Genomic DNA, 25949 nt, shown 5'->3' with positions numbered 1-25949 from the left:
TCAGGGAATGGCCCGTGGGCCGGGGTAGCCCACGCGGGGCCAGTTCGTTGCGTCGCTGAAGAAGACCAGGCAGTGCAAGTCGCGCAGGGCACGGTAGACCTGCTGGCGGGTGGCGATGCCGGAGACGCTCATGGCGGCAAAAGCGCTTTGAATCTCGGCCACCGAAGCCTCGCTCCAGTCGCTCTTCAGGCCGGTCAGGCCCAGGCGGCCGGGCGCCGTGCCCAATAGGCTCAAAACCTGGGAGAGCTCGGCCCGCAAGCCGGCGGGGAATTTGGCCACACTGGCTTCGATCTGGGCCAGTTGCTGATCCAGGCGGGCCTCGCGCTCGATCGCCGGGCCGGGCCACTGCCCGTCCAGCACGGCCAGGGCCACGGCGCGCATCAGGGCGCGGGCCGAGGGGCTCAGCTTGCCTTCCACCAGGCCGGGTTTGAGCAGGGCCACGCCGGCCCCCGCCACACCCAGCAGCACGGCGGCCCCCAGGCCCAGTTGCAGCCAGCGGCGTCGATTCAACATCGGGTCTCCTTGTTCAGCGTTCCCCCGAGGCTAAGCCTTGCGGGTGCGCGGGCCAAGGGTGTTGGCCCGGGGATAGAGCCGTGCGTCTAAACGCGGGACCGTCAGATGCTCCGGCGCGGCTCCAGCAGCAGCCGCAGGGCCAGGCCGGCCAGCACCAGGCCCATGAAGTAGCGCTGCACGCCCAGCCAGAGCGGTTTCTTGGCGAACCACAGGGCGATGCGGGCGGCCGACAAGGTCACCAGCAGATTGACGACCGAGCCTATGAACATCTGTGTGGCGCCCAGCGTGAAGCCTTGCAGGAGCACCGAGCCTCGTTCGGGCGAGATGAATTGGGGCAGCACCGAGAGGTAGAAAACCGCCACCTTGGGATTGAGCGCACTGGTCAGCAAGCCCATAACGAAGAGCTTGCGCGGCGACTCGGCCGGCAAGGCGCGGGCCTCGAAGGGCGAGCGCGCGCCGGGCCTGAGCGCGCCCCAGGCCAGCCAGGCCAGATAAAGTGCTCCGGCAAACTTCAGCAGCTCATAACCCAGCGGCACGGCCATGAAGAGCGCCGTCAGGCCCACGGCCGCCGCGCTCATATGCAGGGTGAAGCCCAGCACCACGCCAAACCAGGAGGTCAGGCCGGCGCGCCAGCCCTGGCAGAGCGAGCGCGAGATCAGGTAGACCATATTCGGCCCCGGGGTCAGGGCCATCAGAAAGGCGGCGCCGGCGAACAGCAGCCAGTGCTGGGGATCAACAATCATTGTGTTTCCTGCTGGGTGAGGGTGCCGAAGCGTAGCTGAGAGCGCGCCTTGGCCTTGGCCGCCTCGGCCTCCCGATCCCGCGGCGGGGCCTGGGTGCGCAGCGCTTGCATCAGCCTGCGGGTGCTGGCCGCCACCTCGGCCACCGCCTGCTCAAACGCGGCTTCGTTGGCCTTGCTCGGCACCGCAAAGCCGCTGAGCTTGCGCACATATTGCAAGGAGGCATCGCGGATCTCCAGCTCGGTGGCCGGCGGCGCGAAGTTGAACAGGGTTTTGATATTGCGGCACATGGGGGCTCCAGGCGCGGGTCGGAAAAAAGGCCGCCGGGCTGATTCGATGAGCGGCGGTGTTGGCTGTGATTGTTGCGTGATTTGTCTCGGCGGGGCTTTGGGAATTCTGGTGATGCCCGACCCCATGTACTTCGAAGTTGGGTAGTGTTTGAAAGGGCGGTCGCGCCTTTCAGGCGAGCTATAGTGCCGCTGAGCCATGCTGCAAACAGACGGCTCAGTCGTTGAGAAGCCGAATCTGCGGCGCACAGAATTGAATCCACCGATGAGCCCACAAACTGTCCTTCACTCTCAGGGGTGACGGTGGCAGTGGATTTGGGGCGATTGGACAGTCTTGTTATGCAGCTTGAAGACTTCACCGAAGGTTGGGATCCAGTGCATGTCGGGCTGGAAGGGCGTCCTCTCTATCGGGGGCATTAATCCATGGCTGCACGCGAGCAAATGGCGCCGGGCTCAGCAGCAGTACATCGTCGTTCCGCACCCTTCGCATCGGCAAGAACGCCATCAGGCTTGGGTTTACGAGGTCACTTCGAATGAAAAGACAACGCGCTTTGCTGCTGCCGAACTCTCGAACGGTGTGTGGGGTATTTATGTGCCACGCCATGGGGCATAACCCGTCACTGCAGCGGACCATCAAAAGCTTTGCTTTTTAGTACGCCTATATTTGGCACTATGTCGCGCATCACACTTTCCGGCCCATCTTCCGGACCCATGTTTGCTCCGCTGCTTCGAGGTACCTACTACAGGGCCATCGACCCGAATTTCGCCGGGTATGCAATCGCAGGATCTCGACGGGCAGGTAGGTATTCGAGATCCGGAGAGCCGACGCTCTATCTCAGCTCATCGGTAGAAGGTGTCGAAGCAGCAATGATTGCGCATCATGACGCTCGCCCCTCCTCATTGCAAATTGTCGAGATTGACGTCGAGGCTACTGGAATCTTTGATCTACGTGACGAAAGCTCACTGAGAAATGCCGGCATAGAGGTGTCCGACGCTATCGCTCCCTGGCAAGAGATTGCCAACGCTGGAGGCACCCCGAGATCCTGGAAGGTTCGAGACCGCCTCATCGAAATGGGAGCCAACGGTTTGATTGATCCATCGCGAAAGCGGCCCGGCCTTTGGCACCTCGTTCTGTTTCGTTGGAACGAGGGCAACGGTCCGCGTGTCCACGTCCGCAATTCGGGGTAATAGCAGTTGGTGGATTGACATGCGGCCTGAAGATGCAATGAGGCAGCAAATGTCTACCCATTTATTCAGGTGTTCTTTTCCATGTGTTGGCGCTTAAATTAAACGTTATTTATCCCATGTCATCCCCCCCGCTTTTCACCGGCTCCACTTGGTTCGTGACATTTGTGGCAATTCTCGTCGCCTTGGGGGCTCAAGTGTTGATTGGTGCCTTGACGCCCATCGTGGCATTTGACTGGCTCTTTGGTGAGATGCGACGGCAAGGTCCTGTTGTGCTTATTGCGGGAGAGTCGTTCTGGCGTGAGGATGCCGTCATCCGTGCGCTTGCCTTCACTCTCGGCGCATTCGTCGCGTGCCTGCTTGCCAGGACACACTCATGGCAATTGCTGGCTAGCCTCGTGGCTGTCTTCCTTGTTGCTACGGCCTTCGCGCAATTTCCGAGGCCGGTATTAACTTGGCAGCTCGTACTTTGGGCTTCCGCTGCTCCCGCAGGAGCACTGCTTGCTTGGGGGTTCTTCCGTGCATGGAAAGGCGCCGCCTGACGGTTAAGGGCAGACCCGCCGACGGCACTCAAGCGCTGAGTTATGGTCACCGTCCACGCAAAAAAGCCGCCGGGCTAATCGCGCCGGCGGCTTTGCTTGTTGTGGGGCTCGAACGATCAGTGGCGGAAGTGCCGCACGCCCGTGAACACCATGGCGATGCCGCGTTCGTTGGCGGCGGCGATCACTTCTTCGTCGCGCATGGAGCCGCCCGGCTGGATGACGGCGCTGGCGCCGGCATCGGCCAGCACGTCCACGCCGTCGCGGAAGGGGAAGAAGGCGTCGCTGGCGACCACCGAGCCCTTCAGCTCAAGGCCGGCGTTAGCGGCCTTGATGGCGGCGATCTTGGTGGAGTCGACCCGGCTCATCTGGCCGGCGCCCACGCCCAGGGTCATGCCGCCGCCGCAGAAGACGATGGCATTGCTCTTCACATACTGGGCCACGGTCCAGGCGAACATCAGGTCATCCAATTGCTGGGCCGTGGGCTGCAGGGTGGTGACGATCTTCAGGTCTTGCTTCTTGAGGAAGTGGTTGTCGGCGCTTTGCAGCAGCAGGCCGGAACCGATGCGCTTGCTGTCGACCAGGTTGCGGCCTTGCTGCCAGGGTGTGGCGCCACCGGCAGGCAGGTCGATCTGCAGCAGGCGCACATTGACCTTGGCCTTGAAGATTTCCAGCGCCTCGGCGCTGAAGCTGGGGGCCATCAGCACTTCGACGAATTGCTTGGAGACGTGCGCAGCAGCGGCGCCGTCCACCTCGCGGTTGAAGGCGATGATGCCGCCGAAGGCGCTGGTGGGGTCGGTCTGCAAGGCCTTGGCGTAGGCCTCGGCCGCGTTAGCGGCCACGGCCACGCCGCAGGGGTTGGCGTGCTTGACGATGACGCAGGCAGGCACGTCAAAGCTCTTCACGCATTCCCAGGCGGCGTCGGAGTCGGCGATATTGTTGTAGCTCAGCTCCTTGCCTTGCAGCTGCTTGGCGGTGACCAGGGAGCCGGGGGCGGGGTAGAGGTCGCGGTAGAGGGCGGCGGTCTGGTGGCTGTTTTCGCCGTAGCGCAGGTCTTGCACCTTGATGAAGTTGCTATTCATCTGGCCGGGGTATTCGGACAGCGTCGAGCCTGCTTCCGTACGTGCGCTCAGGTAATTGCTGATCGCAGCGTCATATTGGGCGATGCGGTTGAAGGCGGCCACCGAGGCGGCGAAGCGGGTCTTGTCGCTGGTCCGGCCATCGGCCTGCAGCTCGGCCAGCACTTGCGCGTACTGGCTGGCGTCGGTCAGCACGGTGACGTCCTTCCAGTTCTTGGCGGCGCTGCGCACCATGGCGGGGCCACCGATGTCGATGTTCTCGATCGCGTCTTCCAGCGTGCAGCCGGGCTTGGCCACGGTGGCTTCAAAGGGGTAGAGGTTGACGGCCAGGATGTCGATCATGCTGATGCCGTGCTGGGCGGCGGCGGCCATGTGCTCGGGCAGGTCGCGGCGGGCCAGCAGGCCGCCGTGGACCTTGGGGTGCAGGGTCTTGACGCGGCCGTCCAGCATCTCGGGGAAGCCGGTGTGGTCCGCCACCTCGGTGACGGGCAGGCCGGCGTCGGCCAGCAGCTTGGCCGTGCCGCCGGTGGACAGCAGGCGCACGTTCAGGGCGTGCAGGGCCTGGGCGAATTCGAGGATGCCGGTCTTGTCGGACACGGAGATCAGGGCGGTCAAATTGGGCTTGGGAGACATGGTTTGCTACTCGGGAAGGAAAGTGGGGAGGGCGGCCGGCTTGCCGGGGCGGTGCCGCCAGATCATCGTGGGGCGGCGCTCAAAGCAGCTTGTGGTCGCTCAGCTTGCGGCGCAAGGTGTTGCGGTTGATGCCCAGCCATTCGGCCGCCTTGCTCTGGTTGCCGGCGGCGTGTTGCATCACCACCTCCAGCAGGGGTTTTTCAACCAGATTGATCAGCATCTCGTGCATGGAGTGCGGCACTTCGCCTTCCAGGTCACGGAAATAGACTTCCAGGTTTTCACGCACGCAGGCATCTATCGGTTTTGGGGTCATGCCTGCGGCCTCACTCTTGTTGTTGCTTGGGATCATCGTCGTCATCATCAGGGTCTGTGGCCGCCATTGTTGGTGCGGCCGCGCGCTTGGCAAGATAGGGCAAGCGCTCATAGTCCGCGCCCAGGGTCGCGAACCATTGCTGCAGGGCCTGGATCTGGGCCTCGCAGCTTTCCAGCCGGTTCATGGCTTGGCGGAAGTCCTCGCCGCCGGGCAGTTCCCGCACGGCCCAGCCGATGTGCTTGCGCGCGGTGCGCATGCCCGTCAGGCTGCCGTAGAGGCTGTAATGCTCCAGCAGGTGTTCCACCAGCCAGTCGCTGGCTTCTTGCACGGTGGGCGCGGGCAGCTCTTGGCCCGTCGCCAGAAAATGGGCGATCTCGCGGAAGATCCAGGGCCGGCCCTGGGCGGCGCGGCCGATCATGATGGCATCGGCGCCGGTCAGGGCCAGCACCTCGTGGGCTTTTTGCGGCGAATCGATATCGCCATTGGCCACCACCGGGATGCTCAGGGCGGCCTTGACGGCGGCGATAGTGGCGTACTCGGCCGCGCCTTTATAGCCTTGCTCGCGGGTGCGGCCATGCACGGTGACCATGGCCACGCCGGCCTGCTCGGCGCCCCGGGCGATGCGCACGGCGTTCTTCTCGCTCTCGCACCAGCCGGTGCGCATCTTCAGCGTCACCGGCACGCCTTGCGGGGCGGCGGCGGCCACCACGGCCTCGACGATCTGCAGCGCCAGGGGCTCATCCTGCATCAGGGCCGAGCCGGCCCATTTGCTGCACACCTTTTTGGCCGGGCAGCCCATATTGATGTCGATGATCTGGGCGCCGCGGGCGATGTTGTAGGCTGCGGCCTCGGCCATCATGGGCGCGTCGGTGCCGGCAATCTGAACGGCGATGGGGCCTTGCTCGCCCTCGTGGTTGGCGCGGCGCGAGGTCTTCAGGCTGTGCCACAGGTCTTTGCGCGAGGTCACCATCTCGCTCACCGCGTAGCCCGCGCCCATGCGGCGGCAGAGCTGGCGGAAGGGCCGATCCGTGACGCCGGCCATGGGCGCCACAAACAAATGATTGGCAAGAGCGTGGGGGCCGATCCGCAAAGACGGCAGGGCGGGAGTCATGGGAAGGGGAAGCTGGGAGGGGGCGGCCTTGGGCCGCTGAAGAAACCGCTGAATTTGGGCGTTTGCCCAAAAATGAGGCAATAGTATAAGCCAGCCGGCCTTGCCGATAATGCCCGCCATGGAGAAGTTTCTGGAGTCGGGCATTCTTGCCCTCTTGGCCGCCCTGGCCCTGCCCAAGGTGGGCCTGGCCGCAGTCTTCCTGGTGGCCCTGGTCTCGGCCACCTTGCTGCCCCTGGGCTCGGAGCCGGCGGTGTTTCTGCTGGTCAAGTCCGACCCCAGCATGTTCTGGCCGGCGATTCTGGTCGCCACCCTGGGCAATACCCTGGGCGGTGCCATCAGCTGGTGGATGGGTTATGGCGCCGAAGCCGCTTACGAACATGCGCGCCACAAAAAGCCGCCGAACCCGCGCGCGCTCGATTGGCTGAGCCGCTTCGGCGCCAAGGCCTGCTTGCTGAGCTGGCTGCCAGTGGTGGGCGACCCCCTGTGCGCCGTGGCCGGCTGGCTCAAACTGCCTTTCTGGCCTTGCCTGGCCTATATGGCCGTGGGTAAATTTTTTCGCTATGTGCTGATGACGGCGGCCCTGGTCTGGGTATTTCCCCCCTGATGGGGGAGGCTTTGGCCCATGGCCATGCGATGACAATGCAGGCCTGCATCCATTGCCACAAGCACCCGCCTCATCATGAATACCCAAGCCATGCCCAGCGCCTATGCCGAACTGCACAAGCGCCACCAGCGCCTGCACCATCTGACCCACCTGAAGTCGATCGCCGAATGGGATCAGTCGGCCAATATGCCCGCCAAGGGCAATGAGGCCCGCTCCCTGGCCCTGGCCGAGATGGGCGGCCTGCTGCACCAACTGGCCACCGAACCGGCGCTGAAAGCCCTGCTGGACGCCGCCGAGCAAGAGCCGCTGGACGCCGACCAGCGCGCCAATCTGCGTGAGATGCGGCGCGTCTGGCGCGCCTCCAATGCCTTGCCGCAGGAGCTGGTGGAGGCCAAGTCCCTGGCCGGCTCGCGCTGCGAGCATGCCTGGCGCGGCCAGCGCCAGGCGAATGACTGGACGGGTTATCTGCCCAATCTGCGCGAGGTCATCAAGCTGGCGCGCGAAGAGGCGAACTATCTGGCCGACTCCACGGGTTTGTCCCGTTATGACGCGCTGATGGATCAGTACGAACCCGGCATGCGCAGTGCCGAGGTGGACCGCGTGTTCGGCGATCTGCGCAGCTGGCTGCCGGCGCTGATCCAGAACGTGCGCGCCAAGCAGGCCACTGAAACGGTGCGGGAGCCGGTGGGCAGCTTCTCCAAGACCGCCCAGCGCGCCCTGGGCCTGGATGCCATGCGCTTGATGGGTTTTGATTTTGAAGCCGGCCGTCTGGACGAGAGCGCCCACCCGTTTTGCGGCGGCGTGCCCGAAGACGTGCGCATGACCACGCGCTACCGCGAGGACAACTTCCTGCCCAGCCTGATGGGCACCATCCACGAAACCGGCCATGGCCGCTACGAGCAGAACCGTCCGCGCGAATGGCTGGGCCAGCCCTTGTCAGAGGCGCGCTCCATGGGCTTGCACGAGAGCCAGTCGCTCAGCTTCGAGATGCAGCTGGGCAGCCACCCCGCTTTCGCCAAGCTCTTGAGCCCGCTGCTGAACCAGCACTTCGGGGCCCAGCCCGCTTTCGAGGCCGGCAATGTGCATGGCCTGCTGACCCGGGTGAATCCGGGCCTGATCCGTGTCGACGCCGACGAGGTGACCTACCCCGCCCACATCATCCTGCGCTTTGAAATCGAGCGTGCCCTGATCGAAGGCCAGATCGAGTGCGATGACATCCCCGCCCTGTGGGACGCCAAGATGATGGAGCTGCTGGGCCTGGACACCCGCGGCAATTTCAAGGATGGCTGCATGCAGGATGTGCACTGGGGCTGCGGCCTGGTCGGCTACTTCCCCTGCTACACCTTGGGCGCCATGTATGCCGCCCAGTGGTTTGCCGCCATGCGCCGCGCCATGCCGGATCTGGACGCGCAAATCGGCGCCGGCAATCTGGCCCCGGTGTTCGACTGGCTCAAGCAAAACATCTGGCTGCAGGCCAGCCGCTACGAGACGCCCGAGCTGGTGCGCCGCGCCAGCGGCGAGCCGCTGAACCCGGCGCATTTCAAGGCGCATCTGCAGTCCCGCTATTTGGGCTGAGCGAGGCGGGCGCTACCGCTCACGCGCCAGCCCTCTTTGGGCGAGGGCTGGCTGAGGTTGAGCGGGCAGGCCTCAGGCCTGGGTGGTTTCGATCTTGGCCTCCAGCTTGGGGGCGGCGGCCTTTCTGGCCGGGGCCTTCTTGGCCGCCGGGGCTGCTGCGGCCTTGATGGCCTTGGCGGCGGGCTTGGCCGCTTTGACGGCCTGGCTTAACGCCTTCTTGGCGGCGGCCGGGGCGCTGGCGGTCTTGCTTGCGGCCTTGCTCGCCGTCTTGAAGGGCGACTTGGGTGTGGCGCTGGCGGCCTTGGGGGCCGCCTTTTTTGCCGCGGGCTTGGCAGCCGCCTTGGGTGCTGGCTTGCTGGCCTTTTTGGCCGCCGCCTTGACGGGCTTGGCGGGCTTTGCCTTGGGCAGATCCAGGTGATCGCTCAGGGCGTTCAGGCGTTCGATCAGCTCGTTCACCTCCTTGGCCGAAGGCACGCCCAAACGCTTCAAGGCACGGGCGACGCGCTCTTCAAACAGGTTCTCCAGCTTGTCCCAATGCTGGCCGGCCTTGCTGCCGACGTCGCCGGCCATGCCGCTCATTTTGCTGGCCATGGCGCCGAGCTTGTCTTCGGCGGCGGATTGGGTCTTCTTCTGCAGATGGACGCCTTCCTTGACCAGGGCTTCAAACACCTTGCCGCCTTCGCCCTGGGCCTTGGAGAAGGCACCCAGGCCGGCCGCCCAGATCTGCTGGGCGGAGTCCTTGATGTTCTGGGCCAGTTGGCTGTCCAGCAGGCCTGCGGGGATGGCAGAGCCAAAGGCAGCACCCAAGGAGCCGTTAGCCGCCGTGTTCTTTTTAGCCGCCATTTTCTGAAGCTTCTTGACCATGTTCTCAGTCCTTTGTGATGACAATTTGCCGTGCTTTGTTTGACTCGTGCCGCCCGTCTTTGCGGGCGCTTGCCTCACTATAGAGCCAGCGCTGCCTTCTGTGCATCGGTACTTCCTAGGCTGTGCCCTCTACCTATTGGCGGGCTCGCGCCCTGGCCCGGCAACTGCGGGTAAGCGCGGGGGGCGTGCTGCTACGGATGGTCAAGAATCGCAGCGCAAATTCAAACAACAGGAGATTGCAATGCAGTATTTCGTGACTGGAGCCACCGGCTTTATCGGCAAACGCCTGGTGAAGAAACTACTGGCCCGCCGTGGCAGCACGGTGCACTTTCTACTGCGCGAAGAAAGCCGGGACAAGCTGCCCGAGCTGTTGGAGTTCTGGGGCCTGGGCAAGAATGCCAAGACCCGGGCCGTGCCTGTCTTTGGCGATCTGATCGGCAAGAAGCTGGGGGTCGGCGCCGAGGACCTCAAGCGCCTCAAGGGCCAGATCGATCACGTTTACCACCTGGCCGCCGTCTACGACCTGAAGGCCGACGAGGAATCGCAGCTGCGGGCCAATATCGACGGCACCCGCAGCATGCTGGAGTTCGCCCAGGCGGTGGATGCGGGCCATGTGCACCATGTCTCGTCCATCGCCGCGGCCGGCCTGTACGAGGGCGTGTTCCGCGAGGATATGTTCAGCGAGGCGGAGGGCCTGGACCACCCTTACTTCATGAGCAAGCACGAGAGCGAAAAAATCGTGCGCAAGGAGTGCAAAAAGCCCTGGACGGTGTACCGCCCGGCCATGGTGGTGGGCGACTCCCGGACCGGCGAGATGGACAAGATCGACGGCCCCTACTACTTCTTCAAACCCATCCAGCGCCTGCGCCAGATCCTGCCGCCCTGGATGCCGGCCATCGGCCTGGAGGGCGGGCGGGTCAATATCGTGCCGGTGGACTTTGTGGTGGATGCGCTGGAGCACATCAGCCATCAGCAGCGCAAGAGCGGCGCCTGCTTCCACCTGGTCGACCCGGTGGGCTACCGCGTCGGCGATGTGCTGGACATCTTCTCCAAGGCCGCCCACGCGCCCAAGATGAATCTCTTCATCAACGCGGCCTTGCTGGGCTTCATCCCCAAGAGTGTCAAGAAGGGGCTGATGGCGCTGGCGCCGGTGCGGCGCATCCGCCAGGCGGTGATGAAGGACCTGGGCCTGCCCGATGACATGCTCACCTTCATCAACTACCCCACCCGTTTCGACTGCCGCGACACCGAGGCGGCGCTGAAGGGTTCGGGCATTGCCTGCCCGAATCTGCACGATTACGCCTGGCGCTTGTGGGACTACTGGGAGCGCCATCTGGACCCGGCCCTCTTCATCGACCGCAGCCTGCGCGGCACGGTGGCGGGCAAGGTGGTGCTGGTGACGGGAGGCTCTTCGGGCATAGGCCTGGCGGCGGCCATCAAGTTCGCCGAGGCTGGCGCCATCACGCTGATCTGCGCGCGCGACGAGGTCAAGCTGACCGAGGCGCTGCAGCAGATCCGCGCCGCCGCCGGCGCCCAGGCCCGGGTGCATAGCTACTCGGCCGATATCGCCAACGAGCAGAGCTGCGCCGAGATGATGGCCTGGATCGCCGACAATTTCGGCGGCGTGGATTTCCTCATCAACAATGCCGGCCGCTCCATACGCCGCGCCATCGAGGGCAGTTATGACCGCTTCCACGACTACGAACGCACCATGCAGCTGAACTACTTCGGCTGCCTGCGCGTCACCATGGGCTTGCTGCCCGGCATGGTGGCCAAGCGGCGCGGCCATGTGGTGAACATCTCCAGCATCGGCGTGCTGACGAATGCGCCGCGCTTCTCGGCCTATGTGGCCTCCAAGGCCGCGCTGGATGCCTGGACGCGCTGCGCCTCCTCCGAGTTTGCCGACCAAGGCATCACCTTCACCACCATCAATATGCCGCTGGTGCGCACGCCCATGATTGCGCCGACCCAGATCTACAACAATGTGCCCACGCTGAGCCCCGAGGAGGCGGCCGACATGATTGCCGAGGCCTGCATTGCCAAGCCCGTCCGCATCGCCACGAGGTTAGGCATCACCGGCGAGCTGATGCATGCGCTGATGCCGCGGGTGGCGCAGATCGTCATGAACACCAGCTTCCGCATGTTCCCGGACAGCGAGGCGGCCAAGGGCGACAAGGCGGCCAAGGGCGGCGGCCGGCCCCAGCTTTCGCCCGAGGCCATCGCCCTGCAGCAGATGATGAAGGGGATTCATTTCTGAGCTTGTCCGCTCGGCGCTTCCTCAGGCCAGGGCTTCTTCGCTAGGTGTCAGCTGGACCCGGGTCGACACACCGCTGAGCGCGATCTTGTGAATCATTTCGCTGACGGTGGTGCAGCAGTCCGGCAGGATCTGCACCCGGTACTTCTCGGCCGCCTTGGAGAGGGCGGTGAAGACCACGCAGTTCTGCGTCATCATGCCGGCGACCAGCAGCGCTTCGACGCCCAGGCCGCTCAGCGTGGCCTCCAGCGTCGTGCCCTCGAAGCTGTCGGCAAAGCGCTTGCTCACGATGAGGGGCTCGGGGCCGGCGGCGGCCAGCACGGCCGGATGCAAGGCCACGCCGGTGCTGCCCGCGTTGAAGAAGGGGGCGGGGCCTTTGGCGGGGTCGGCCACATGCTGGACCAGCACGATGGGCAGGCCCAGTTCGCGGGCGCGCTGCATGGCGGCCAGGCTGCGGCTCAGCGTGGCCTCGGCTTGCCATAGCGGGAAGAGGCCGCCGGGGAAGTAGTCCATCTGGACGTCGATGAGCAGCAGGGCGGTACGGGGCTGGGGCGCTGTATGGGTCATGGTTTGGATCGCTGGGTTCGTTGAAATGAGGACTTCATTGTTGGCCTGGGGCCTCGATTCGGCGAGTGGCCCGAGTGACAACAATCGCTAAGATCGGGCCAATGTCTTCAGCTGCCCGCCCCGCCTTGCCCATCGTCGCCGTGCTGGCTTTTGACCAGATCAGCGCCTTTCATCTCGCCGTGCCCTGTGCGGTGTTTGGCGAGGCGCAGGCGGGTGTGCCGGCCTTTGATGTGCGGGTCTGCGCCGCCGAGCCCGGGCGCTTGCGCAGCACGGCGGGTTTTGCGCTGCAGCCGGACTTCGGCCTGGCGGTGCTGCGCCGGGCCGATATCGTCATCGTGCCCAGCTGGCGCGACCCCGGCGAAGCGGTGCCGGCGGCGCTGCTGAAGGCCTTGCAGGCCGCGCACCGGCGCGGTGCCCAGATCGTGGGGCTTTGCCTGGGTGCTTATGTGCTGGCCGAGGCCGGTCTGCTGGCGGGTTGCCGCGCCACCACCCATTGGGCCTATGCCCAGGACTTTGCCCGGCGCTTTCCACAGATCGCGGTGGAGGTGGATGTGCTGTATATCGAGGAGGGTCAGGTCTTGACCTCGGCCGGTACGGCCGCGGGCATCGACGCCTGCCTGCATCTGCTGCGCCGCCGCTGCGGCAGCCAGTTGGCCAATTCGGTGGCGCGGCGCCTGGTCGTGCCGCCGCATCGTCAGGGCGGCCAGGCCCAGTACATCGAACAGGCCGTGCCGCTGCGGGCGCGTGAGTCCAAGCTATCGGCCTTGCTGGACGAGGTACGGGCCAAGCTGGATCAGCCGCACAGCCTGGACAGCCTGGCGGCGCGGGCCTTGATGAGTCGGCGCAGCTTCACCCGGCATTTCCAGCAGCTGACGGGCAGCACGGTGGGCGAATGGCTGCTGCGTGAGCGCCTGAGCTATTGCCAGCGTTTGCTGGAGGGGGGTGATCAGTCCGTGGAAGTCGTGGCGGCGCAGGCCGGTTTTGGTTCGGCGGCCTCGCTGCGCCTGCATTTCCACAAGGCTTTTGCCGTCTCGCCCAGCGCCTGGCGGCGCAGCTTCAGGGCCGCCTGAGGCGCCCATGAAAAAAGGCCCCGAGGGGCCTTGGACATCAGCTTTGCAAGCTGGCCACGCGGGCGCGGCTGGGGCGGCTGGGGAAGCTGTGGCGCAGGATGCGCCAGACCACCTGGCCGAACTGCTTGGGCAGCGAGCCGGTGTTGTAGTGCACGCCGTAGCGGCGGCAGATGTCGCGCACCACCGGTGCCATCTCCACATAGCGGTTGGCCGGCACATCGGGGAAGAGGTGGTGCTCGATCTGGTGGCTCAGATTGCCCGACAGCGTGTTCAGCACAAAGCCGCCGGCCAGATTGCTGGAGCCGCGGATCTGGCGCCAGTACCAGTGGGCGCGGGTCTCGTTCTTCAGCACATTGCGGTGGAAGGTCTCGACCTCGGTGGTGAAGTGGCCGCAGAAGATGATGGTGTAGGTCCAGACGTTGCGCAGCATATTGGCGAGCAGATTGCCCGTTAGCACGACCAGGAAGCCGGGGCCGGCCAGCGCCGGGAAGATCAGATAGTCCTTGATCAGCTGGTGAGAGACCTTGCGGGCGGCCAGCTTCACCTCCTTGCGCGCGGCCTTGCCGTGCTTGCCGAAATAGCCGCCCTTGGGCAGATTCTGGATCGCCACACCCCACTGGAACAGCAGGGCGAAGAACACCGCGACGATGGGCTGGATCAGGGCCAGCGGGCTCCACTTCTGCTCGGGGAACAGGCGCAGCAGGCCGTAGCCGATATCGTCGTCCAGGCCGTGGATATTGGTGTAGGTGTGGTGGCGGAAGTTGTGGGTCTTGCGCCAGTTTTCGCTGGTGCCGACGATGTCCCACTCGAAGCTCTTGCCCTGGAACTTGGGGTCGCCCATCCAGTCGAACTGGCCGTGGATGACGTTATGGCCCAGCTCCATATTGTCGAGAATCTTGGACAGACCCAGGCTCAGCGCACCGGTGATCCAAAAACCAATCATCCAGGGCGTGGGCAGGAAGGCGCCGATCATCAGGAGCGCGCGGCCGACCAACTCGGTCCAGCGCACGGTCTTGAAGATATTGCGGATATAGCGCGCGTCGCGCTCGCCCAGATCGGCCACGGTGCGGGCGCGCAAGGCGTCGATTTCGGCGCCGAATTGCTCCAGCTCCTGGTTGCTCAGATTGCGGGTCAGTGACTTGTTCATATTCAGAGGTCTAGGCTGATATCGGTACAGGCGCGGCTCACGCAGATGCGGATCGCGGCCTCGGGCTCGCTGCAACGCTCGCCGGTGTTGATGTCTTCGGCCAGGCCCTCGTGCTTGGTGCACACGCAGCTGTGGCAGATGCCCATGCGGCAACCCGATTGGGGCCGCAGGCCTTGTGCTTCCAGGGCCAGCAGCAGGGGGACGCCGGAGGCCACCTCCAGCGTGCGGCCGGAGCGGCGCAGCTCCACCTTGACCTGGTGCTTGCTGTCGGTGTTGAGCGGCACGGCGGGCGTGAAGGCCTCGGCCTTGAAGCTCTGGGCCCGGTCGGCCAGCAGCTCGCGCGCTGTCTGCGCAAAGCCGCCGGGGCCGCAGGCCAGGGCGTGCAGGTCATCGCTCAGGCTGGCGGAGAGCTGTTCGGCATGGATGCGCTGGCCGCCTTCCTGGGTGGCGATCAGCTGAAATTTGAAGTTATTGAAACGCTGCGCCAGGGCTTGCAGCTCGGCCACAAAGCAGGCTTGGGGCGTGGTCTTGACCCAGTAGATCAGGGTCAGGGGCCTAGGCATGTTTTGCGCCGCCAGGGCGCGGGTCAGGCTCATCAGCGGCGTGATGCCACTGCCCGCGGCCAGCAGCAGCAGGCTGCCCGACAAGGTCTTGGGCAAGACCAGATCGCCAAAGGCCGGCGCCAGCTCCAGCACATCGCCGACCCGGGTCTGGTTGCACAGATGGGTGGAGAGCTGGCCGCCGTCCACTTTTTGAACGGTGATGGCGATGCGGCCATCGGCGCGCGGAATATCGCTGAGGCTGTAGGAGCGGGTGATGCGGCGGCCCTGGATCTCGGCGCCGATATGCAGATGCTGGCCGGGTGTGAAGCCCTTCCAGTGACGATTGGGCTGCAGGACCAGGGTCACGGAGCCGGCGGCCGCCTCCTCACGCCCCACCACGCGCGCCAGCGGGCGCTCCCAGGTCCACAAGGGGTTGATGTGGCTGGCCCAATAGTCAAACACGGCGGGGTCGACAAAGGGCTGGGCCCAGCGGCGTAGCAAGCTGGGCGCTGGCCGTTTGGCTGAGGCAGAGGGGTTAGCGAAAGCGGTCGTCATGGCACTCACAAAAACACTCCGTCCAGAGGAAGGGCGCTGGACTGGCTCGATTATATGCATGCGCATACAAATATATATACAGATGTATATCAATTATTTTTTGGCTATGATGTGGGCTCATCCGCCTCTCGCCAATGACTCAATTGCTAGCGCCCGTTCTTTCTGTTGATGAGCTCGCCGACCCGGTCGAAGTGCCCGAGTCGCAGGTGGCCACCGCCGGTCCTGGCCGCAAGGCCTTGATCACCCGGGGCGACATCATCCAGGCGGCGCTCAAGCTGGTGGGCCCGCACCGCAGCGTTTCGTCTCTGAGCCTGCGCGAGGTCGCCCGCGAGGCCGGCATCGCGCCGAACAGCTTTTACCGCCAGTTCCGCGATATGGACGAGCTGGCCGTGGCCTTGATCGATCTGGCCGGCCAGTCCTTGCGCGACATCATCGGCGAGGCCAGGCGGCGCTCCAACGGCGGCTCCAGCGTGGTGCGCAGCGCCGTGCAGGCCTTTATGGACCAGCTGCGCTCGGACGATCTGCTGCTGCACATCCTGCTGCGCGAGGGCACGGTGGGTTCGGACGCCTTCAAACAGGCGGTGGACCGGCAGCTGGGTTTTTTCGAGGAAGAGCTGCGCCAGGACCTGATCCGCATCGCCCAGATCAATGGCACCGGCCTGTATGAGCCCGCGCTGACGGCCAAGGCCATCACCCGCCTGGTCTTCGCCATCGGCTCCACCGCCATGGACATGCCGCACGACAAGCTGCCCGAGCTGACCGAGCAACTGGTCGTCATGGTGCGCATGATCGTCACCGGCACACAGACCATGGCCGTCGTGGGCTCGCCCGATCTGGCGCTGGACAAGGTCTAAACGCCGCTCGCCAACGCGCCCGGCCGCATTCCGCTACGCTCATCTCACTGGCTCGACGCCAGCTGCGGGACTTCGATTTGATTTCGCCAAGGACAAAAGACATGAGCAATTTGGAAACGGCAATACTTGCGGGCGGCTGCTTCTGGGGCATGCAGGACTTGCTGCGCAAGCTGCCCGGCGTCCACAGCAGCCGGGTGGGCTATAGCGGCGGCGATGTGCCCCACGCCACCTATCGCAAGCACGGCAGCCATGCCGAGGCGCTGGAGCTGGTGTTCGACCCGACGCGCCTGAGCTACCGGGAGCTGCTGGAATTCTTCTTCCAGATCCACGACCCCACCACGCCCATGCGCCAGGGCAATGACCGCGGCGCCTCCTACCGCTCGGCCATCTTCTACAGCTCGGACGAGCAGAGGCAGGTGGCGCTGGACACCATGGCCGATGTGGAGGCCTCGGGCCTGTGGCCCGGCAAGCTGGTGACCGAGCTGGCCCCGGCCGGCCCCTTCTGGCAGGCCGAGCCCGAGCATCAGGACTATCTGGAGCGCAACCCCAACGGCTATACCTGCCATTTTGCGCGGCCGGGCTGGCGCCTGCCCAAACGGCAAGAGCCAGCGGCATGAGTGCGAGCAGCCCCGTGCCCCACATCCCGTTCGACAATAGCTATGCCCGTGATCTGGTCGATCTGTACGTGGACTGGCAGCCCGCGGGCTCGCCCAGTCCTCGGCTGATCCGGCTCAACGCGGGCCTGGCCGAGGAGCTGGGTCTGGATGCCCAAGCCATGGCCTCGCCCGCCGGCTTGGCCGTCCTCGCGGGCAATCAGGTGCCGCCCGGGGCTCACTCGTTGGCGCAAGCCTATGCCGGTCATCAGTTCGGTCATTTCTCGCCCCAGCTGGGCGACGGCCGGGCCCTGCTGCTGGGAGAGCTGATAGACCGCCAGGGCCGCCGCCGCGACATCGCCTTCAAGGGCTCGGGCCGCACGCCGTTTTCACGCGGCGGCGATGGCCTGGCCGCGTTGGGGCCGGTGCTGCGCGAGTATCTGCTGGGCGAGGCCATGCATGCGCTGGGCATCCCCACGACCCGTGCCCTGGCGGCCGTGGCCACCGGCGGCCAGGTGATGCGCGAGCGGCTCTTGCCCGGCGCCATCCTGTGCCGGGTGGCGGCCAGCCATCTGCGGGTGGGCACTTTCGAGTTCTTCGCCGCCCGGCAGGATGTGGAGAAAACCCGCCGCCTGGCCGACTACGCGATTGCCCGTCATGACCCGGCGCTTGCCGATGAGCCCGAGCCTTATGCCGGTTTGCTCGATGCGGTCATCCGCCGCCAGGCGGCTTTGCTGGCCCGCTGGATGGGCGTGGGCTTCATCCACGGCGTGATGAATACCGACAATATGACCCTCTCGGGCGAGACCATAGACTACGGCCCCTGCGCCTTCATGGAGCATTACGACCCTCAGGCGGTGTTCAGCTCCATCGACAAGGGTGGCCGCTATGCCTACGGCAATCAGCCCGCCATCGCGCAATGGAATCTGGCCCGCTTTGCCGAAAGCCTGTTGCCGCTGATCGATGCCGATCAGGACCGTGCCCATGAACGCGCCTTGGCCCTGGTGCACTCCTTTGTGCCGCATTACGAGCGCGAGTGGCGTGCCCTGCAGCAGGCCAAGCTGGGCCTGGCGGGGCAGGGTGAGGCCGAGCTGGCGCTGGCGGCCGACCTCCTGGTCTTGTTGCAAAACCATGCCATCGACTACACCTTGGCGCATCGCCGCCTGGCCGATGCGGCCCTCGGCGATGAAGCGCCCTTGCGCGAGCTGTTTGGCGCGGCCCAGCCCGCTCTGCAGACCTGGCTGAGCCGCTGGCACGAGCTCACGCGGAACAGCGACGCAGCAGCGCGCGCGCAAGCCATGCGCCGGGTCAATCCCATTTACATCCCACGCAATCACCAGGTCGAGGCGGCGCTGGCGGCGGCGGTCGATGCGGGCGATCTCGCCCCCTTCGAGCGCCTTTTGCAGGTGCTGGCCCAGCCTTTTGAAGAGCGCGTTGAAGATGCGGTTTATGCCGAGCCTGCCGCGCCCGCGGTAACGGCCGGCTACCGGACTTTTTGCGGCACCTGAGTTCGCTGCGGAAGTAAAAAAAACGCCGCCCGGCTGTGAGGCCGGGCGGCGTTGCTTCAGAGGCAGACCGGTTTAGATTTCAAACGGCAGCTTGATCTGGGCCAGATCCTTCTTGGTCTCGACCAGCACCAGCGGGCCTTCGTCGAGCACGACCACGGGCTTGGGCTCGCGGGGCACGTGGACGGGCTTGGGCTCGGCGGCAATGGCTTGCTGGGCGGCGCGGATCTTGTCGGCGTCCGAGTTGACCCATTGCAGGCCGCTGCCGGCGGCGATGGCTTGCAGCTCGTCAATGGCCAGCACAAAGGCCGGCTGGGCCGGGGCTGCGGGAGCGGCCACGGCGGCTGGGGCGGCCACTTCGGCGGCGGCCACGACCGGGGCTGTTACTGCTGCTGCTGCAATTGCTGCCACTTCTTCGGCCGCGGCGGCAACTGCGGCAACGGCCGGAGCAGCTTCCGTGGCGGTGCTCAGGGGCAGGGCGGCTTGCTCTTGCGTGCCGGCCTCATCGGCCGGGCGCTCGGCGCGCTCGCCACGTTCGCGGCGAGGGCCGCGATCACGGCCGCGATTGCGTCCACCGCGAGCACCACGGCCTTCGTTGGCTTCACCGGCTTCGCCAGTGTCCGCGACTTCGCCGGACTCATGGCCTTCCGCGCCTTCGGCAGGGTTGCCGCCCGCTTGGTTTTCGGCATTGGCGTCCTGAGCGTCGCCGCCTTCGACCGCCTGGCCTTCCTCACGCTCGCGGCCATTGCGACGGCGACGACGGCCACGGCCTTGGCGTTCCTCGTTGCTGGCGCCAGCGTCGCCTTCACCTTGGCCCTGACCTTCGGTCTGGGCCACTTGCAGGTTCTGGCTGTCGACAAAGCCCGCTGCGTCCTGGGCTGCGCTCAGCGGCTGCGTTTGCTCGTCGGCAGCGCGCTCGGCGCGGGGCGGGCGCTCGCCACGGGGGCGGCGGCCGCCTTCATTGCGCTCGCCACCACGCTCGCCGCGCTCATTGCGCTGCGTTTGCTCGTTAGCGATCTGGCCTTCCGGCTTGGTCTCGCTACCGCGTTCGGCGCGGGGCTCGCCACGGCGGTTGCCATTGCGATCACCACGCTCGCCGCGCTCCGCGCGCTCGGGGCGCTGTTGCTGTTGCTGCTGGCCTTCGGCGCGCTCGCCGCGGGCCTCTTGGGGTTTGCCTTCGCGCTTGGGATTGCGATCACCGCGCTCGTTGCGTTCGCCACGTTCCGCACCGGCACGTTCGCCGCCACGGCCGCGGCCATCGCGGCCACCGCGGGCGCCGTCGCGGCCGCCTTCGCGCTTGCTGCGGTCACCGCGATCGCCGCGTTCGGCCTTGTCGCCGGCGGCGGGCTTGGTTTCCGTCTTGGCCGGGGCTGCGGGCGCGGCGGGCGCACCGAACAAGCCCTTCAGCCAGCTGAAGAAGCCACCACTGTTCGCGGGCGCTGCCGGAGCGGCGGCGCTGGCCTTGGCGGCCTCGGCCTTGGCCGGTGCTGTCGTGGGCATGGGCGCGGGTTGCTCGGGCAGGATGCCCTTGATGACGGGCTCCTGCTTGCTGCGGCCCTTGTCCGAGTCGCTGCGGCGGGTGATGCCCACCTCGTCGTGCTGCTCCTCGATCATGGTGTAGCTGGCTTGCAGGTTTTCCAGACGGGGGTCGTCGTGGCGCAGGCGCTCCAGCTTGTAGTTGGGCGTTTCCAGGTGCTTGTTGGGCACCAGCAGCACGGTGACGCGCTGCTTCAGCTCGATCTTGGTGATCTCGGTGCGCTTCTCGTTGAGCAGGAAGCTGGTCACTTCCACCGGCACCTGCACATGCACGGCGGCGGTGTTGTCCTTCATGGACTCTTCCTGGACCATGCGCAGGATCTGCAGGGCCGAGCTTTCCGTGTCGCGGATGTGGCCGGTGCCGTTGCAGCGCGGGCAGGTGATGTGGTTGCCTTCGCTCAGAGAAGGGCGCAGGCGCTGGCGGCTCAGTTCCAGCAGGCCGAACTTGCTGATGGAGGCGAACTGCACGCGGGCGCGGTCCTGGCGCAGGGCGTCGCGCAGGCGTTGCTCGACCTCGCGGCGGTTCTTGCTCTCCTCCATGTCGATGAAGTCGACCACGATCAGGCCGCCCAGATCGCGCAAGCGCATCTGGCGGGCGATTTCGTCGGCGGCTTCGAGGTTGGTGCGGGTGGCGGTTTCCTCGATGTCGCCGCCGCGGGTGGCGCGGGCCGAGTTGACGTCCACCGAGACCAGGGCCTCGGTGTGGTCGATCACGATGGCGCCGCCCGAGGGCAGGTTGACCGTGCGGCTGAAGGCGGTCTCGATCTGGTGCTCGATCTGGAAGCGGCTGAACAGCGGCGCATCGTCGCGGTAGCGCTTGACGCGATGGCCCTGGTCGGGCATCACGTGGTTCATGAACTGGTGGGCCTGCTCGAACAAGTCGTCGGTGTCGATCAGGATCTCACCGACATCGGCGGTGAAGTAGTCGCGGATGGCGCGGATGACCAGGCTGGACTCTTGGTAGATCAGGTAGGCGCCCTTGCCGCCCTTGGCCGCATCGTCGATGGCGGTCCAGAGCTTGAGCATGTAGTTCAGGTCCCACTGCAATTCAGCAGCGGAGCGGCCGATGCCGGCGGTGCGGGCGATCAGGCTCATGCCCTTGGGGTATTCGAGCTGGTCGAGGTTTTCCTTCAGCTCTTCGCGGTCTTCGCCCTCGATGCGGCGCGAAACGCCACCGCCGCGCGGGTTATTGGGCATCAGCACCAGGTAGCGGCCGGCCAGCGAGACAAAGGTGGTCAGGGCCGCGCCCTTGTTGCCGCGCTCTTCCTTCTCGACCTGGACCAGCAGCTCCTGGCCTTCCTTGATGGCGTCCTGCACGCGCGCGCTGCGCACGTCGACGCCCTCGCGGAAGTACTGGCGGGCGATCTCCTTGAAGGGCAGGAAGCCGTGGCGGTCTTCGCCGTAATCGACGAAACAGGCTTCGAGCGAGGGCTCGACGCGCGTGACGACGGCCTTGTAGATATTGCCCTTGCGCTGCTCGCGGCCTTCGATTTCGGTCTCGAAGTCCAGCAGCTTCTGGCCATCAACGATGGCGAGGCGGCGCTCTTCGGGCTGCGTCGCATTGATCAGCATGCGTTTCATTGACATCACTCCTCGCGCGCCCTGTTTGGATCGGGGCGCGCAGCATCACTTCACCGCTCAGGCTTGCGCCCTGGCGGCGACACCAGATGCACGGGCAATGTGGAGGAACCAAGGAAGGAATCGCCCTGGACTGACCGTTCAACCGATGTCGTGTGCCGATATCGGTCAGGAGTTCAGCGTTGGCGCCTGCGGCGTGACTTGCTTTGTTACTAGCCGATCCCGTGAACACGCCGCTCGGACCTGGATCCGATGCTGCGGCGCGGCCCGGCCACGGCGACGCGCCACAGCCTCGCCGGCGTCTGGCCGGGGCTGCACACGGGTGCGGTGGGGGGTGAGGGGAGAGGAGGGGAACATCTGCACGTAAGTCGGCCGCTGAACCAGGCGCATCAGCCTCTGGGGCTATCCGCCTGGAATTCTTGAAAACCTTGTCTGTACCCGGCAGCGCCAGATCCATCTCTGGACCCTGCCCGGTGTGGTTCGTTCTACATTGCTCTGCCACGCAGCGCCGGGAGCCGCCTTGTCACTTGGGGACAAGGCCCTCTCCCAATCGATGCGCGTTGCATCACCTTTTTGTTGCTCGGGGCAAACAAAACATCCGCCCCGACTCACCACCTGCTCACCGTAGCCATATTTGAGCTTCGCTACAGCCCTTCGCCGGGTCATGCCCCGCGCCGGGTAAAATTAGACAAATCAAATACTTACGGCGGTTACGTGGTGAGCAACATTATAAGGGCGAAAGCCAGCGCGCCTGCCGCCGCAAAAACCCGAAGAATGGGTGGGCAAAGCGGCGCAGTTCGGTCGCCCGGCAAAGCAGTACGCGGTGAGCGTGTGCCAACTTCCAGGCCCCAGCCCGTGGCGGCCCTGCCGGCGCCGTCGCCGGCCGCCAGCCCCGCGCCCGCGGTGCGCCGGGTGCTGATCGACGAGGGCTCGGCCGGCCAGCGTCTGGACAATTTCCTGCTGCGCGAACTCAAGGGCGTGCCCAAGACCCATGTCTACCGCGTGATACGCGCCGGCGAGGTGCGGGTCAACAAGGGCCGCGCGCAGGCCGATACGCGCTTGGAGTTGGGGGATGAGGTGCGCATACCGCCCGTGCGCCTGCCCGAGCGGGTGGCGGAGGAAGCCAAGGCCTTTGTGCCGGCGCGCGAGTTCCCGGTGCTGTTCGAGGACGAGCATCTGCTGGCCGTCAACAAGCCGGCCGGCGTGGCCGTGCACGGCGGCTCGGGCGTCAGCTTCGGCGTGATCGAGCAGCTGCGCCAGGCCCGGCCCCAGGCCAAGTTCCTGGAATTGGTACACCGTCTGGACAAGGAAACCTCGGGCCTGCTGCTGATCGCCAAGAAGCGCAGCGCCCTGGTGGATTTGCAAGACCAGTTCCGCGAGCGCGAAACGGGCAAGACCTATGCCGCCCTGGTGCTGGGCGACTGGCCGGAGAACAAAAAAGTCATCGACCTGCCCTTGCTCAAATTCATAGGCAGCGATGGCGAGCGCTGGGTGAGGGCGGTGGAAAACTCGCACGACCCGCATGCAGAACAGGCCAAGCGCTCGATCAGCCTGGTCAAGGTCGCCCAGCGCCTGCAAGGCCATAGCTTGCTGGACGTGACCATCAAGACCGGCCGCACCCACCAGATCCGGGTGCATCTGGCCCATGCCGGCCACGTCATCCTGGGCGACCCGAAATACGGCGACTTCGAGCACAACCGGGCCATGGCCCGCGGTGCACACAAATTCGACCGCATGTTTCTGCACGCCAAGCGCCTGCGCTTTGTGCACCCGGCCAGCAAGCAAGAGATCGAGCTGACGGCGCCGCTGCCCGAAGAATGCGCGCAGCTGCTGAGCGAACTGAGTTTGAAAAAATAGCCACGATGCGCCCGCAACGATTCGATCTGATCGCCTTCGACTGGGACGGCACCCTGTTCGATTCCACCGCCCTGATCACCCGCAGCATCCAGGCGGCGGCCGAGGACTTGGGCCTGCCCCGGCCTTCTAAACAACAAGCCAGCTATGTGATCGGCATGGGCCTGCAGGCCGCGCTGGCCCATGCCGTGCCCGGCCTGGACCCCAGCCGCTACCCGGAAATGGGCCAGCGTTTCCGCGCCCACTACCTGGCCGCCCAGCATGAGCTGAGCCTGTTCCAGGGTACGCTGGAGATGCTGAGCGCGCTCAAGGCCCGCCACCACTGGCTGGCCGTTGCCACGGGCAAGAGCCGCCGCGGCCTGGACGAGGTCTTGCAGGCGGTGGAGCTGCGCGGCATGTTTGACGGCAGCCGCACGGCCGACGAGACGGCCGGCAAACCCAATCCCACCATGTTGCTGGAGCTGATGCGCGAATTTGGCGTCGAGCCCGAACGCACCCTGATGATTGGCGACACCACCCACGACCTGCAACTGGCGCTGAACGCCGGCGCGGCCAGCGTGGGCGTCAGCTACGGCGCTCACGATGCCGACACCTTTGCCGACTTGAGCCCCCTGCATGTGGCGCATTCGGTGCCCGATTTACACGACTGGTTGCTCCGCCATGCCTGATCAAGACCCAGCCGCCCCGCCGGCCATCGCGCTCTGCGCCTCCGACGATTTGCAGGAGCGTGGCCGCGCCCACGGCTTCGACGTGCTGCAGTACCGCGAGCCCGCCCGCGCCTTCGCCCTGCGCTTCGAGGGCCAGGTCGTGGCCTATCTGAACCGCTGCGCCCATGTGCCCACCGAGATGGATTGGCAGGAGGGCGAGTTCCTGGATCGCGACAAGAAATACATCATGTGTTCCATCCATGGCGCCGTCTACGACCCCCTGACCGGGCGCTGCGTGACCGGCATGTGCGGCCGCATGGGCCTGACCAAGATCGAGGTGCAGGAACGCGAGGGCCAAGTCTATTGGTATCCTTCCCGCGACACCCGACCTGTATTTGAAGACTGAGCGACTTAGAGCCCACCCATGAACCCAAACGATGATCTGCCGCCGGCCATGCCGGACCCCGTCCTGCCGGCCGCCGCGCCCGAATCGGCTGCGGCCCCGGCTAAGCCTGTGGCGGCACCGGGCTACGAGGCCGTGCTGGCCCAGTTCGCCCGCGAGTACATGCAGGACCGGCGCAGCGAGCGCCGCTGGCGCACCTTCATCCGCATGTTCTGGCTGGCCTTGCTGGTGTTCGCGGCCTGGGCCCTGTTCGCGCAGCAACACCACCACCCCAGCGCCACCAGCACGCCGCACACGGCCTTGGTCGAGGTGCGCGGCGAGATCGCGGCCGACACCGAGGCCAGCGCCGAGCTGCTGCTCTCGGCCCTTAAGCAGGCCTTTGAAGACCCGGGTTCGCAGGCCGTGGTCTTGCGCATCAACTCGCCCGGCGGCAGCCCGGTGCAGGCCGGCATCGTCTACGACGAGCTCAAGCGCCTGAAGGCCAAGCACGACAAAAAAGTCTATGCCGTGGTGGAAGAGATGTGCGCCTCGGGTGCCTACTACATCGCCGCCGGTGCCGATGAAATCTATGTGGACAAGGCCTCGGTGGTGGGCTCCATCGGCGTGCTGATGGACGGCTTCGGCTTCACCGGCCTGATGGGCAAGCTGGGCGTGGAACGCCGCCTGATGACGGCCGGCGAGAACAAGGCCATGCTGGACCCCTTCAGCGCCGTCAACCCCAGGCAGCAGGCCTATGCCCAGGCCATGCTGGACCAGATCCACCAGCAGTTCATCACCGTCGTGCGTGAAGGCCGCGGCAAGCGCCTGCGCGAGACGCCGGACATCTTCTCCGGCCTGTTCTGGAACGGCGAGCAAGCCGTCAAGCTGGGCCTGGCCGATGCCACGGGCAATCTGGATTATGTGGCCCGCGAGATCGTCAAGGCCGAGGAAGTGGTGGACTACACCCCGCGTGACAACGTCGCCGAACGCCTGGCCAAGCGCTTTGGCGCGGCCATGGGCGAGGGCGCGATCAAGGCCGTGCGCCAGCTGCCTGCGCTGCATTGAGCTAACTCTTTCCTTCGGCGTTCAGCAGGGCCCGCTTCGCAAGAGGCGGGCCCTGCCGTCGTTTGGACACGTTCTTGATGAAATCTTGATACCCACTGCGCCAGCTTCTACAGCAATCTGAGGCGCTAATTTTTAAGCTTCCTGCATCTCAACAGTTTTGTGAGCATGCAATGGATTGGATATTTTTGGCCCTGAGCGCGGGGCTCTTCGCCCTGATGCTGGGCCTGGCTGTTCTGGGTGAGCGCCTGGGTGGCGGAGCCAAGGAATGAGCGCCCTCTACCTCTTGAGCGGCCTGGCCGCGGGTGGCTTGTTCGTCTACCTGGTCTACGCGCTCCTGCGCGCCGAGGAGTTCTAAGC

25 protein-coding genes are annotated in these 25949 nt (G+C 65.6%); 14 read left to right on the top strand and 11 right to left on the bottom strand.

Annotated elements, in window-relative coordinates:
• The 3 genes from HNP55_RS18690 to HNP55_RS18680 all read right to left on the bottom strand — a co-directional run bounded on the left by HNP55_RS18690 (position 1) and on the right by HNP55_RS18680 (position 1543).
• The gene (locus HNP55_RS18690; RefSeq protein WP_184302879.1) at positions 1-513 is read right to left on the bottom strand and encodes a hypothetical protein; all 513 of its coding nucleotides are present in this window, start codon (positions 511-513) and stop codon (positions 1-3) included.
• A gap of 101 nt (positions 514-614) precedes the next feature.
• The gene (locus HNP55_RS18685; RefSeq protein ID WP_184302877.1) at positions 615-1256 is read right to left on the bottom strand and encodes a LysE family translocator; all 642 of its coding nucleotides are present in this window, start codon (positions 1254-1256) and stop codon (positions 615-617) included.
• Positions 1253-1543 carry a DUF2277 domain-containing protein gene (locus tag HNP55_RS18680; protein ID WP_184302874.1) on the bottom strand — a complete coding sequence of 97 codons (291 nt, stop codon included), beginning with the start codon at positions 1541-1543 and terminating at the stop codon, positions 1253-1255. The genes HNP55_RS18685 and HNP55_RS18680 overlap by 4 nt, the downstream gene beginning before the upstream one ends.
• Positions 1544-2212: 669 nt before the next feature.
• On the opposite strand from HNP55_RS18680, the gene HNP55_RS24875 reads away from it, so the two are divergent.
• Both HNP55_RS24875 and HNP55_RS18670 read left to right on the top strand, forming a co-directional pair.
• The gene (locus HNP55_RS24875; protein ID WP_221439679.1) at positions 2213-2728 is read left to right on the top strand and encodes an RES family NAD+ phosphorylase; all 516 of its coding nucleotides are present in this window, start codon (positions 2213-2215) and stop codon (positions 2726-2728) included.
• Positions 2729-2844: 116 nt separating this feature from the next.
• The gene (locus tag HNP55_RS18670) at positions 2845-3267 is read left to right on the top strand and encodes a hypothetical protein (protein ID WP_184302869.1); all 423 of its coding nucleotides are present in this window, start codon (positions 2845-2847) and stop codon (positions 3265-3267) included.
• Between the two features lie 116 nt (positions 3268-3383).
• Here the strand turns inward: HNP55_RS18670 and purH are convergent, their stop codons facing one another.
• The 3 genes from purH to dusB all read right to left on the bottom strand — a co-directional run bounded on the left by purH (position 3384) and on the right by dusB (position 6379).
• A complete protein-coding gene (purH, locus tag HNP55_RS18665; protein WP_184302866.1) occupies positions 3384-4976 on the bottom strand; it encodes a bifunctional phosphoribosylaminoimidazolecarboxamide formyltransferase/IMP cyclohydrolase in 1593 nt (530 codons plus the stop codon).
• A gap of 79 nt (positions 4977-5055) precedes the next feature.
• Complete coding sequence (locus HNP55_RS18660; protein WP_184302863.1) at positions 5056-5289, bottom strand: helix-turn-helix domain-containing protein; 234 nt, start codon at positions 5287-5289, stop codon at positions 5056-5058.
• 10 nt (positions 5290-5299) lie between these two features.
• The gene (dusB, locus tag HNP55_RS18655) at positions 5300-6379 is read right to left on the bottom strand and encodes a tRNA dihydrouridine synthase DusB (RefSeq protein WP_409993757.1); all 1080 of its coding nucleotides are present in this window, start codon (positions 6377-6379) and stop codon (positions 5300-5302) included.
• A 139-nt stretch (positions 6380-6518) separates the two neighbouring features.
• On the opposite strand from dusB, the gene HNP55_RS18650 reads away from it, so the two are divergent.
• Positions 6519-7004 carry a YqaA family protein gene (locus tag HNP55_RS18650; RefSeq protein ID WP_246448533.1) on the top strand — a complete coding sequence of 162 codons (486 nt, stop codon included), beginning with the start codon at positions 6519-6521 and terminating at the stop codon, positions 7002-7004.
• A gap of 75 nt (positions 7005-7079) precedes the next feature.
• A complete protein-coding gene (locus HNP55_RS18645) occupies positions 7080-8579 on the top strand; it encodes a carboxypeptidase M32 (RefSeq protein ID WP_246448532.1) in 1500 nt (499 codons plus the stop codon).
• A gap of 72 nt (positions 8580-8651) precedes the next feature.
• On the opposite strand, the gene HNP55_RS18640 is transcribed toward HNP55_RS18645, so the two are convergent.
• A complete protein-coding gene (locus HNP55_RS18640) occupies positions 8652-9443 on the bottom strand; it encodes a phasin family protein (RefSeq protein WP_184302858.1) in 792 nt (263 codons plus the stop codon).
• A gap of 241 nt (positions 9444-9684) precedes the next feature.
• Between HNP55_RS18640 and HNP55_RS18635 the strand changes: the two genes are divergently transcribed.
• Positions 9685-11700, top strand: coding sequence for an SDR family oxidoreductase (locus HNP55_RS18635; RefSeq protein ID WP_184302855.1), 2016 nt, complete (start codon positions 9685-9687; stop codon positions 11698-11700).
• Positions 11701-11721: 21 nt separating this feature from the next.
• Here the strand turns inward: HNP55_RS18635 and HNP55_RS18630 are convergent, their stop codons facing one another.
• Positions 11722-12264, bottom strand: a complete 543-nt coding sequence (locus tag HNP55_RS18630; RefSeq protein ID WP_184302852.1) for a cysteine hydrolase family protein — start codon at positions 12262-12264, stop codon at positions 11722-11724.
• A gap of 101 nt (positions 12265-12365) precedes the next feature.
• On the opposite strand from HNP55_RS18630, the gene HNP55_RS18625 reads away from it, so the two are divergent.
• Entirely contained in the window at positions 12366-13334 is a 969-nt protein-coding gene (locus tag HNP55_RS18625) for a helix-turn-helix domain-containing protein (RefSeq protein WP_184302850.1), read from the top strand.
• A 37-nt stretch (positions 13335-13371) separates the two neighbouring features.
• On the opposite strand, the gene HNP55_RS18620 is transcribed toward HNP55_RS18625, so the two are convergent.
• A complete protein-coding gene (locus HNP55_RS18620) occupies positions 13372-14481 on the bottom strand; it encodes a fatty acid desaturase family protein (protein WP_184302847.1) in 1110 nt (369 codons plus the stop codon).
• Positions 14482-14483: 2 nt separating this feature from the next.
• Positions 14484-15524 (bottom strand): ferredoxin reductase, encoded by a 1041-nt coding sequence (locus HNP55_RS18615; RefSeq protein WP_221439678.1) that lies wholly within the window; start codon positions 15522-15524, stop codon positions 14484-14486.
• A 188-nt stretch (positions 15525-15712) separates the two neighbouring features.
• On the opposite strand from HNP55_RS18615, the gene fabR reads away from it, so the two are divergent.
• From fabR to HNP55_RS18600, 3 genes are all read left to right on the top strand, one after another.
• A complete protein-coding gene (gene fabR / locus HNP55_RS18610) occupies positions 15713-16432 on the top strand; it encodes an HTH-type transcriptional repressor FabR (protein ID WP_184302843.1) in 720 nt (239 codons plus the stop codon).
• Positions 16433-16533: 101 nt separating this feature from the next.
• Positions 16534-17049, top strand: a complete 516-nt coding sequence (gene msrA / locus HNP55_RS18605) for a peptide-methionine (S)-S-oxide reductase MsrA (protein WP_184302840.1) — start codon at positions 16534-16536, stop codon at positions 17047-17049.
• A complete protein-coding gene (locus HNP55_RS18600; RefSeq protein ID WP_184302837.1) occupies positions 17046-18533 on the top strand; it encodes a protein adenylyltransferase SelO in 1488 nt (495 codons plus the stop codon). The genes msrA and HNP55_RS18600 overlap by 4 nt, the downstream gene beginning before the upstream one ends.
• A gap of 72 nt (positions 18534-18605) precedes the next feature.
• Here the strand turns inward: HNP55_RS18600 and HNP55_RS18595 are convergent, their stop codons facing one another.
• Positions 18606-21647 carry a ribonuclease E/G gene (locus tag HNP55_RS18595; protein WP_184302834.1) on the bottom strand — a complete coding sequence of 1014 codons (3042 nt, stop codon included), beginning with the start codon at positions 21645-21647 and terminating at the stop codon, positions 18606-18608.
• 771 nt (positions 21648-22418) lie between these two features.
• Here HNP55_RS18595 and HNP55_RS18590 point away from each other — a divergent pair.
• The 5 genes from HNP55_RS18590 (at position 22419) to kdpF (ending at position 25947) form a co-directional block, all read left to right on the top strand.
• Entirely contained in the window at positions 22419-23501 is a 1083-nt protein-coding gene (locus HNP55_RS18590) for an RluA family pseudouridine synthase (RefSeq protein WP_184302830.1), read from the top strand.
• 5 nt (positions 23502-23506) lie between these two features.
• Positions 23507-24166, top strand: a complete 660-nt coding sequence (locus HNP55_RS18585) for an HAD family hydrolase (RefSeq protein WP_184302827.1) — start codon at positions 23507-23509, stop codon at positions 24164-24166.
• The gene (locus HNP55_RS18580; RefSeq protein WP_184302825.1) at positions 24159-24551 is read left to right on the top strand and encodes a Rieske (2Fe-2S) protein; all 393 of its coding nucleotides are present in this window, start codon (positions 24159-24161) and stop codon (positions 24549-24551) included. The genes HNP55_RS18585 and HNP55_RS18580 overlap by 8 nt, the downstream gene beginning before the upstream one ends.
• Positions 24552-24569: 18 nt before the next feature.
• Positions 24570-25592: a S49 family peptidase gene (locus HNP55_RS18575; protein WP_184302822.1), complete on the top strand. Its 1023-nt coding sequence runs from the start codon at positions 24570-24572 to the stop codon at positions 25590-25592.
• Between the two features lie 265 nt (positions 25593-25857).
• On the top strand, positions 25858-25947 hold the full coding sequence (kdpF, locus tag HNP55_RS18570) for a K(+)-transporting ATPase subunit F (protein WP_184302819.1): 90 nt from the start codon (positions 25858-25860) through the stop codon (positions 25945-25947).
• The last annotated feature ends 2 nt before the right edge of the window (positions 25948-25949 follow it).

The organism is Roseateles oligotrophus, from assembly GCF_014204525.1.
In the GTDB taxonomy this organism is placed as follows: Bacteria; Pseudomonadota; Gammaproteobacteria; order Burkholderiales; family Burkholderiaceae_C; genus Paucibacter_A; species Paucibacter_A oligotrophus_A.
This window is presented reverse-complemented; position numbering and strand designations above follow the sequence as displayed.

Excerpts from the sequence above, each read along its gene's own strand:
- kdpF (WP_184302819.1), top strand. The coding sequence starts at position 25,858 with ATGAGCGCCCTCTACCTCTTGAGCGGCCTGGCCGCGGGTGGCTTGTTC.
- HNP55_RS18580 (WP_184302825.1), top strand. The coding sequence starts at position 24,159 with ATGCCTGATCAAGACCCAGCCGCCCCGCCGGCCATCGCGCTCTGCGCC.
- HNP55_RS18650 (WP_246448533.1), top strand. The coding sequence starts at position 6,519 with ATGGAGAAGTTTCTGGAGTCGGGCATTCTTGCCCTCTTGGCCGCCCTG.
- HNP55_RS18590 (WP_184302830.1), top strand. The coding sequence starts at position 22,419 with ATGGGTGGGCAAAGCGGCGCAGTTCGGTCGCCCGGCAAAGCAGTACGC.
- HNP55_RS18585 (WP_184302827.1), top strand. The coding sequence starts at position 23,507 with ATGCGCCCGCAACGATTCGATCTGATCGCCTTCGACTGGGACGGCACC.
- HNP55_RS18630 (WP_184302852.1), bottom strand. The coding sequence starts at position 12,264 with ATGACCCATACAGCGCCCCAGCCCCGTACCGCCCTGCTGCTCATCGAC.
- purH (WP_184302866.1), bottom strand. The coding sequence starts at position 4,976 with ATGTCTCCCAAGCCCAATTTGACCGCCCTGATCTCCGTGTCCGACAAG.
- HNP55_RS18660 (WP_184302863.1), bottom strand. The coding sequence starts at position 5,289 with ATGACCCCAAAACCGATAGATGCCTGCGTGCGTGAAAACCTGGAAGTC.
- HNP55_RS18685 (WP_184302877.1), bottom strand. The coding sequence starts at position 1,256 with ATGATTGTTGATCCCCAGCACTGGCTGCTGTTCGCCGGCGCCGCCTTT.
- HNP55_RS18670 (WP_184302869.1), top strand. The coding sequence starts at position 2,845 with ATGTCATCCCCCCCGCTTTTCACCGGCTCCACTTGGTTCGTGACATTT.
- HNP55_RS18575 (WP_184302822.1), top strand. The coding sequence starts at position 24,570 with ATGAACCCAAACGATGATCTGCCGCCGGCCATGCCGGACCCCGTCCTG.
- HNP55_RS18645 (WP_246448532.1), top strand. The coding sequence starts at position 7,080 with ATGAATACCCAAGCCATGCCCAGCGCCTATGCCGAACTGCACAAGCGC.
- HNP55_RS18680 (WP_184302874.1), bottom strand. The coding sequence starts at position 1,543 with ATGTGCCGCAATATCAAAACCCTGTTCAACTTCGCGCCGCCGGCCACC.
- HNP55_RS18600 (WP_184302837.1), top strand. The coding sequence starts at position 17,046 with ATGAGTGCGAGCAGCCCCGTGCCCCACATCCCGTTCGACAATAGCTAT.
- HNP55_RS18625 (WP_184302850.1), top strand. The coding sequence starts at position 12,366 with ATGTCTTCAGCTGCCCGCCCCGCCTTGCCCATCGTCGCCGTGCTGGCT.
- HNP55_RS24875 (WP_221439679.1), top strand. The coding sequence starts at position 2,213 with ATGTCGCGCATCACACTTTCCGGCCCATCTTCCGGACCCATGTTTGCT.
- HNP55_RS18595 (WP_184302834.1), bottom strand. The coding sequence starts at position 21,647 with ATGAAACGCATGCTGATCAATGCGACGCAGCCCGAAGAGCGCCGCCTC.
- HNP55_RS18635 (WP_184302855.1), top strand. The coding sequence starts at position 9,685 with ATGCAGTATTTCGTGACTGGAGCCACCGGCTTTATCGGCAAACGCCTG.
- HNP55_RS18640 (WP_184302858.1), bottom strand. The coding sequence starts at position 9,443 with ATGGTCAAGAAGCTTCAGAAAATGGCGGCTAAAAAGAACACGGCGGCT.
- HNP55_RS18620 (WP_184302847.1), bottom strand. The coding sequence starts at position 14,481 with ATGAACAAGTCACTGACCCGCAATCTGAGCAACCAGGAGCTGGAGCAA.
- fabR (WP_184302843.1), top strand. The coding sequence starts at position 15,713 with ATGACTCAATTGCTAGCGCCCGTTCTTTCTGTTGATGAGCTCGCCGAC.
- msrA (WP_184302840.1), top strand. The coding sequence starts at position 16,534 with ATGAGCAATTTGGAAACGGCAATACTTGCGGGCGGCTGCTTCTGGGGC.
- HNP55_RS18690 (WP_184302879.1), bottom strand. The coding sequence starts at position 513 with ATGTTGAATCGACGCCGCTGGCTGCAACTGGGCCTGGGGGCCGCCGTG.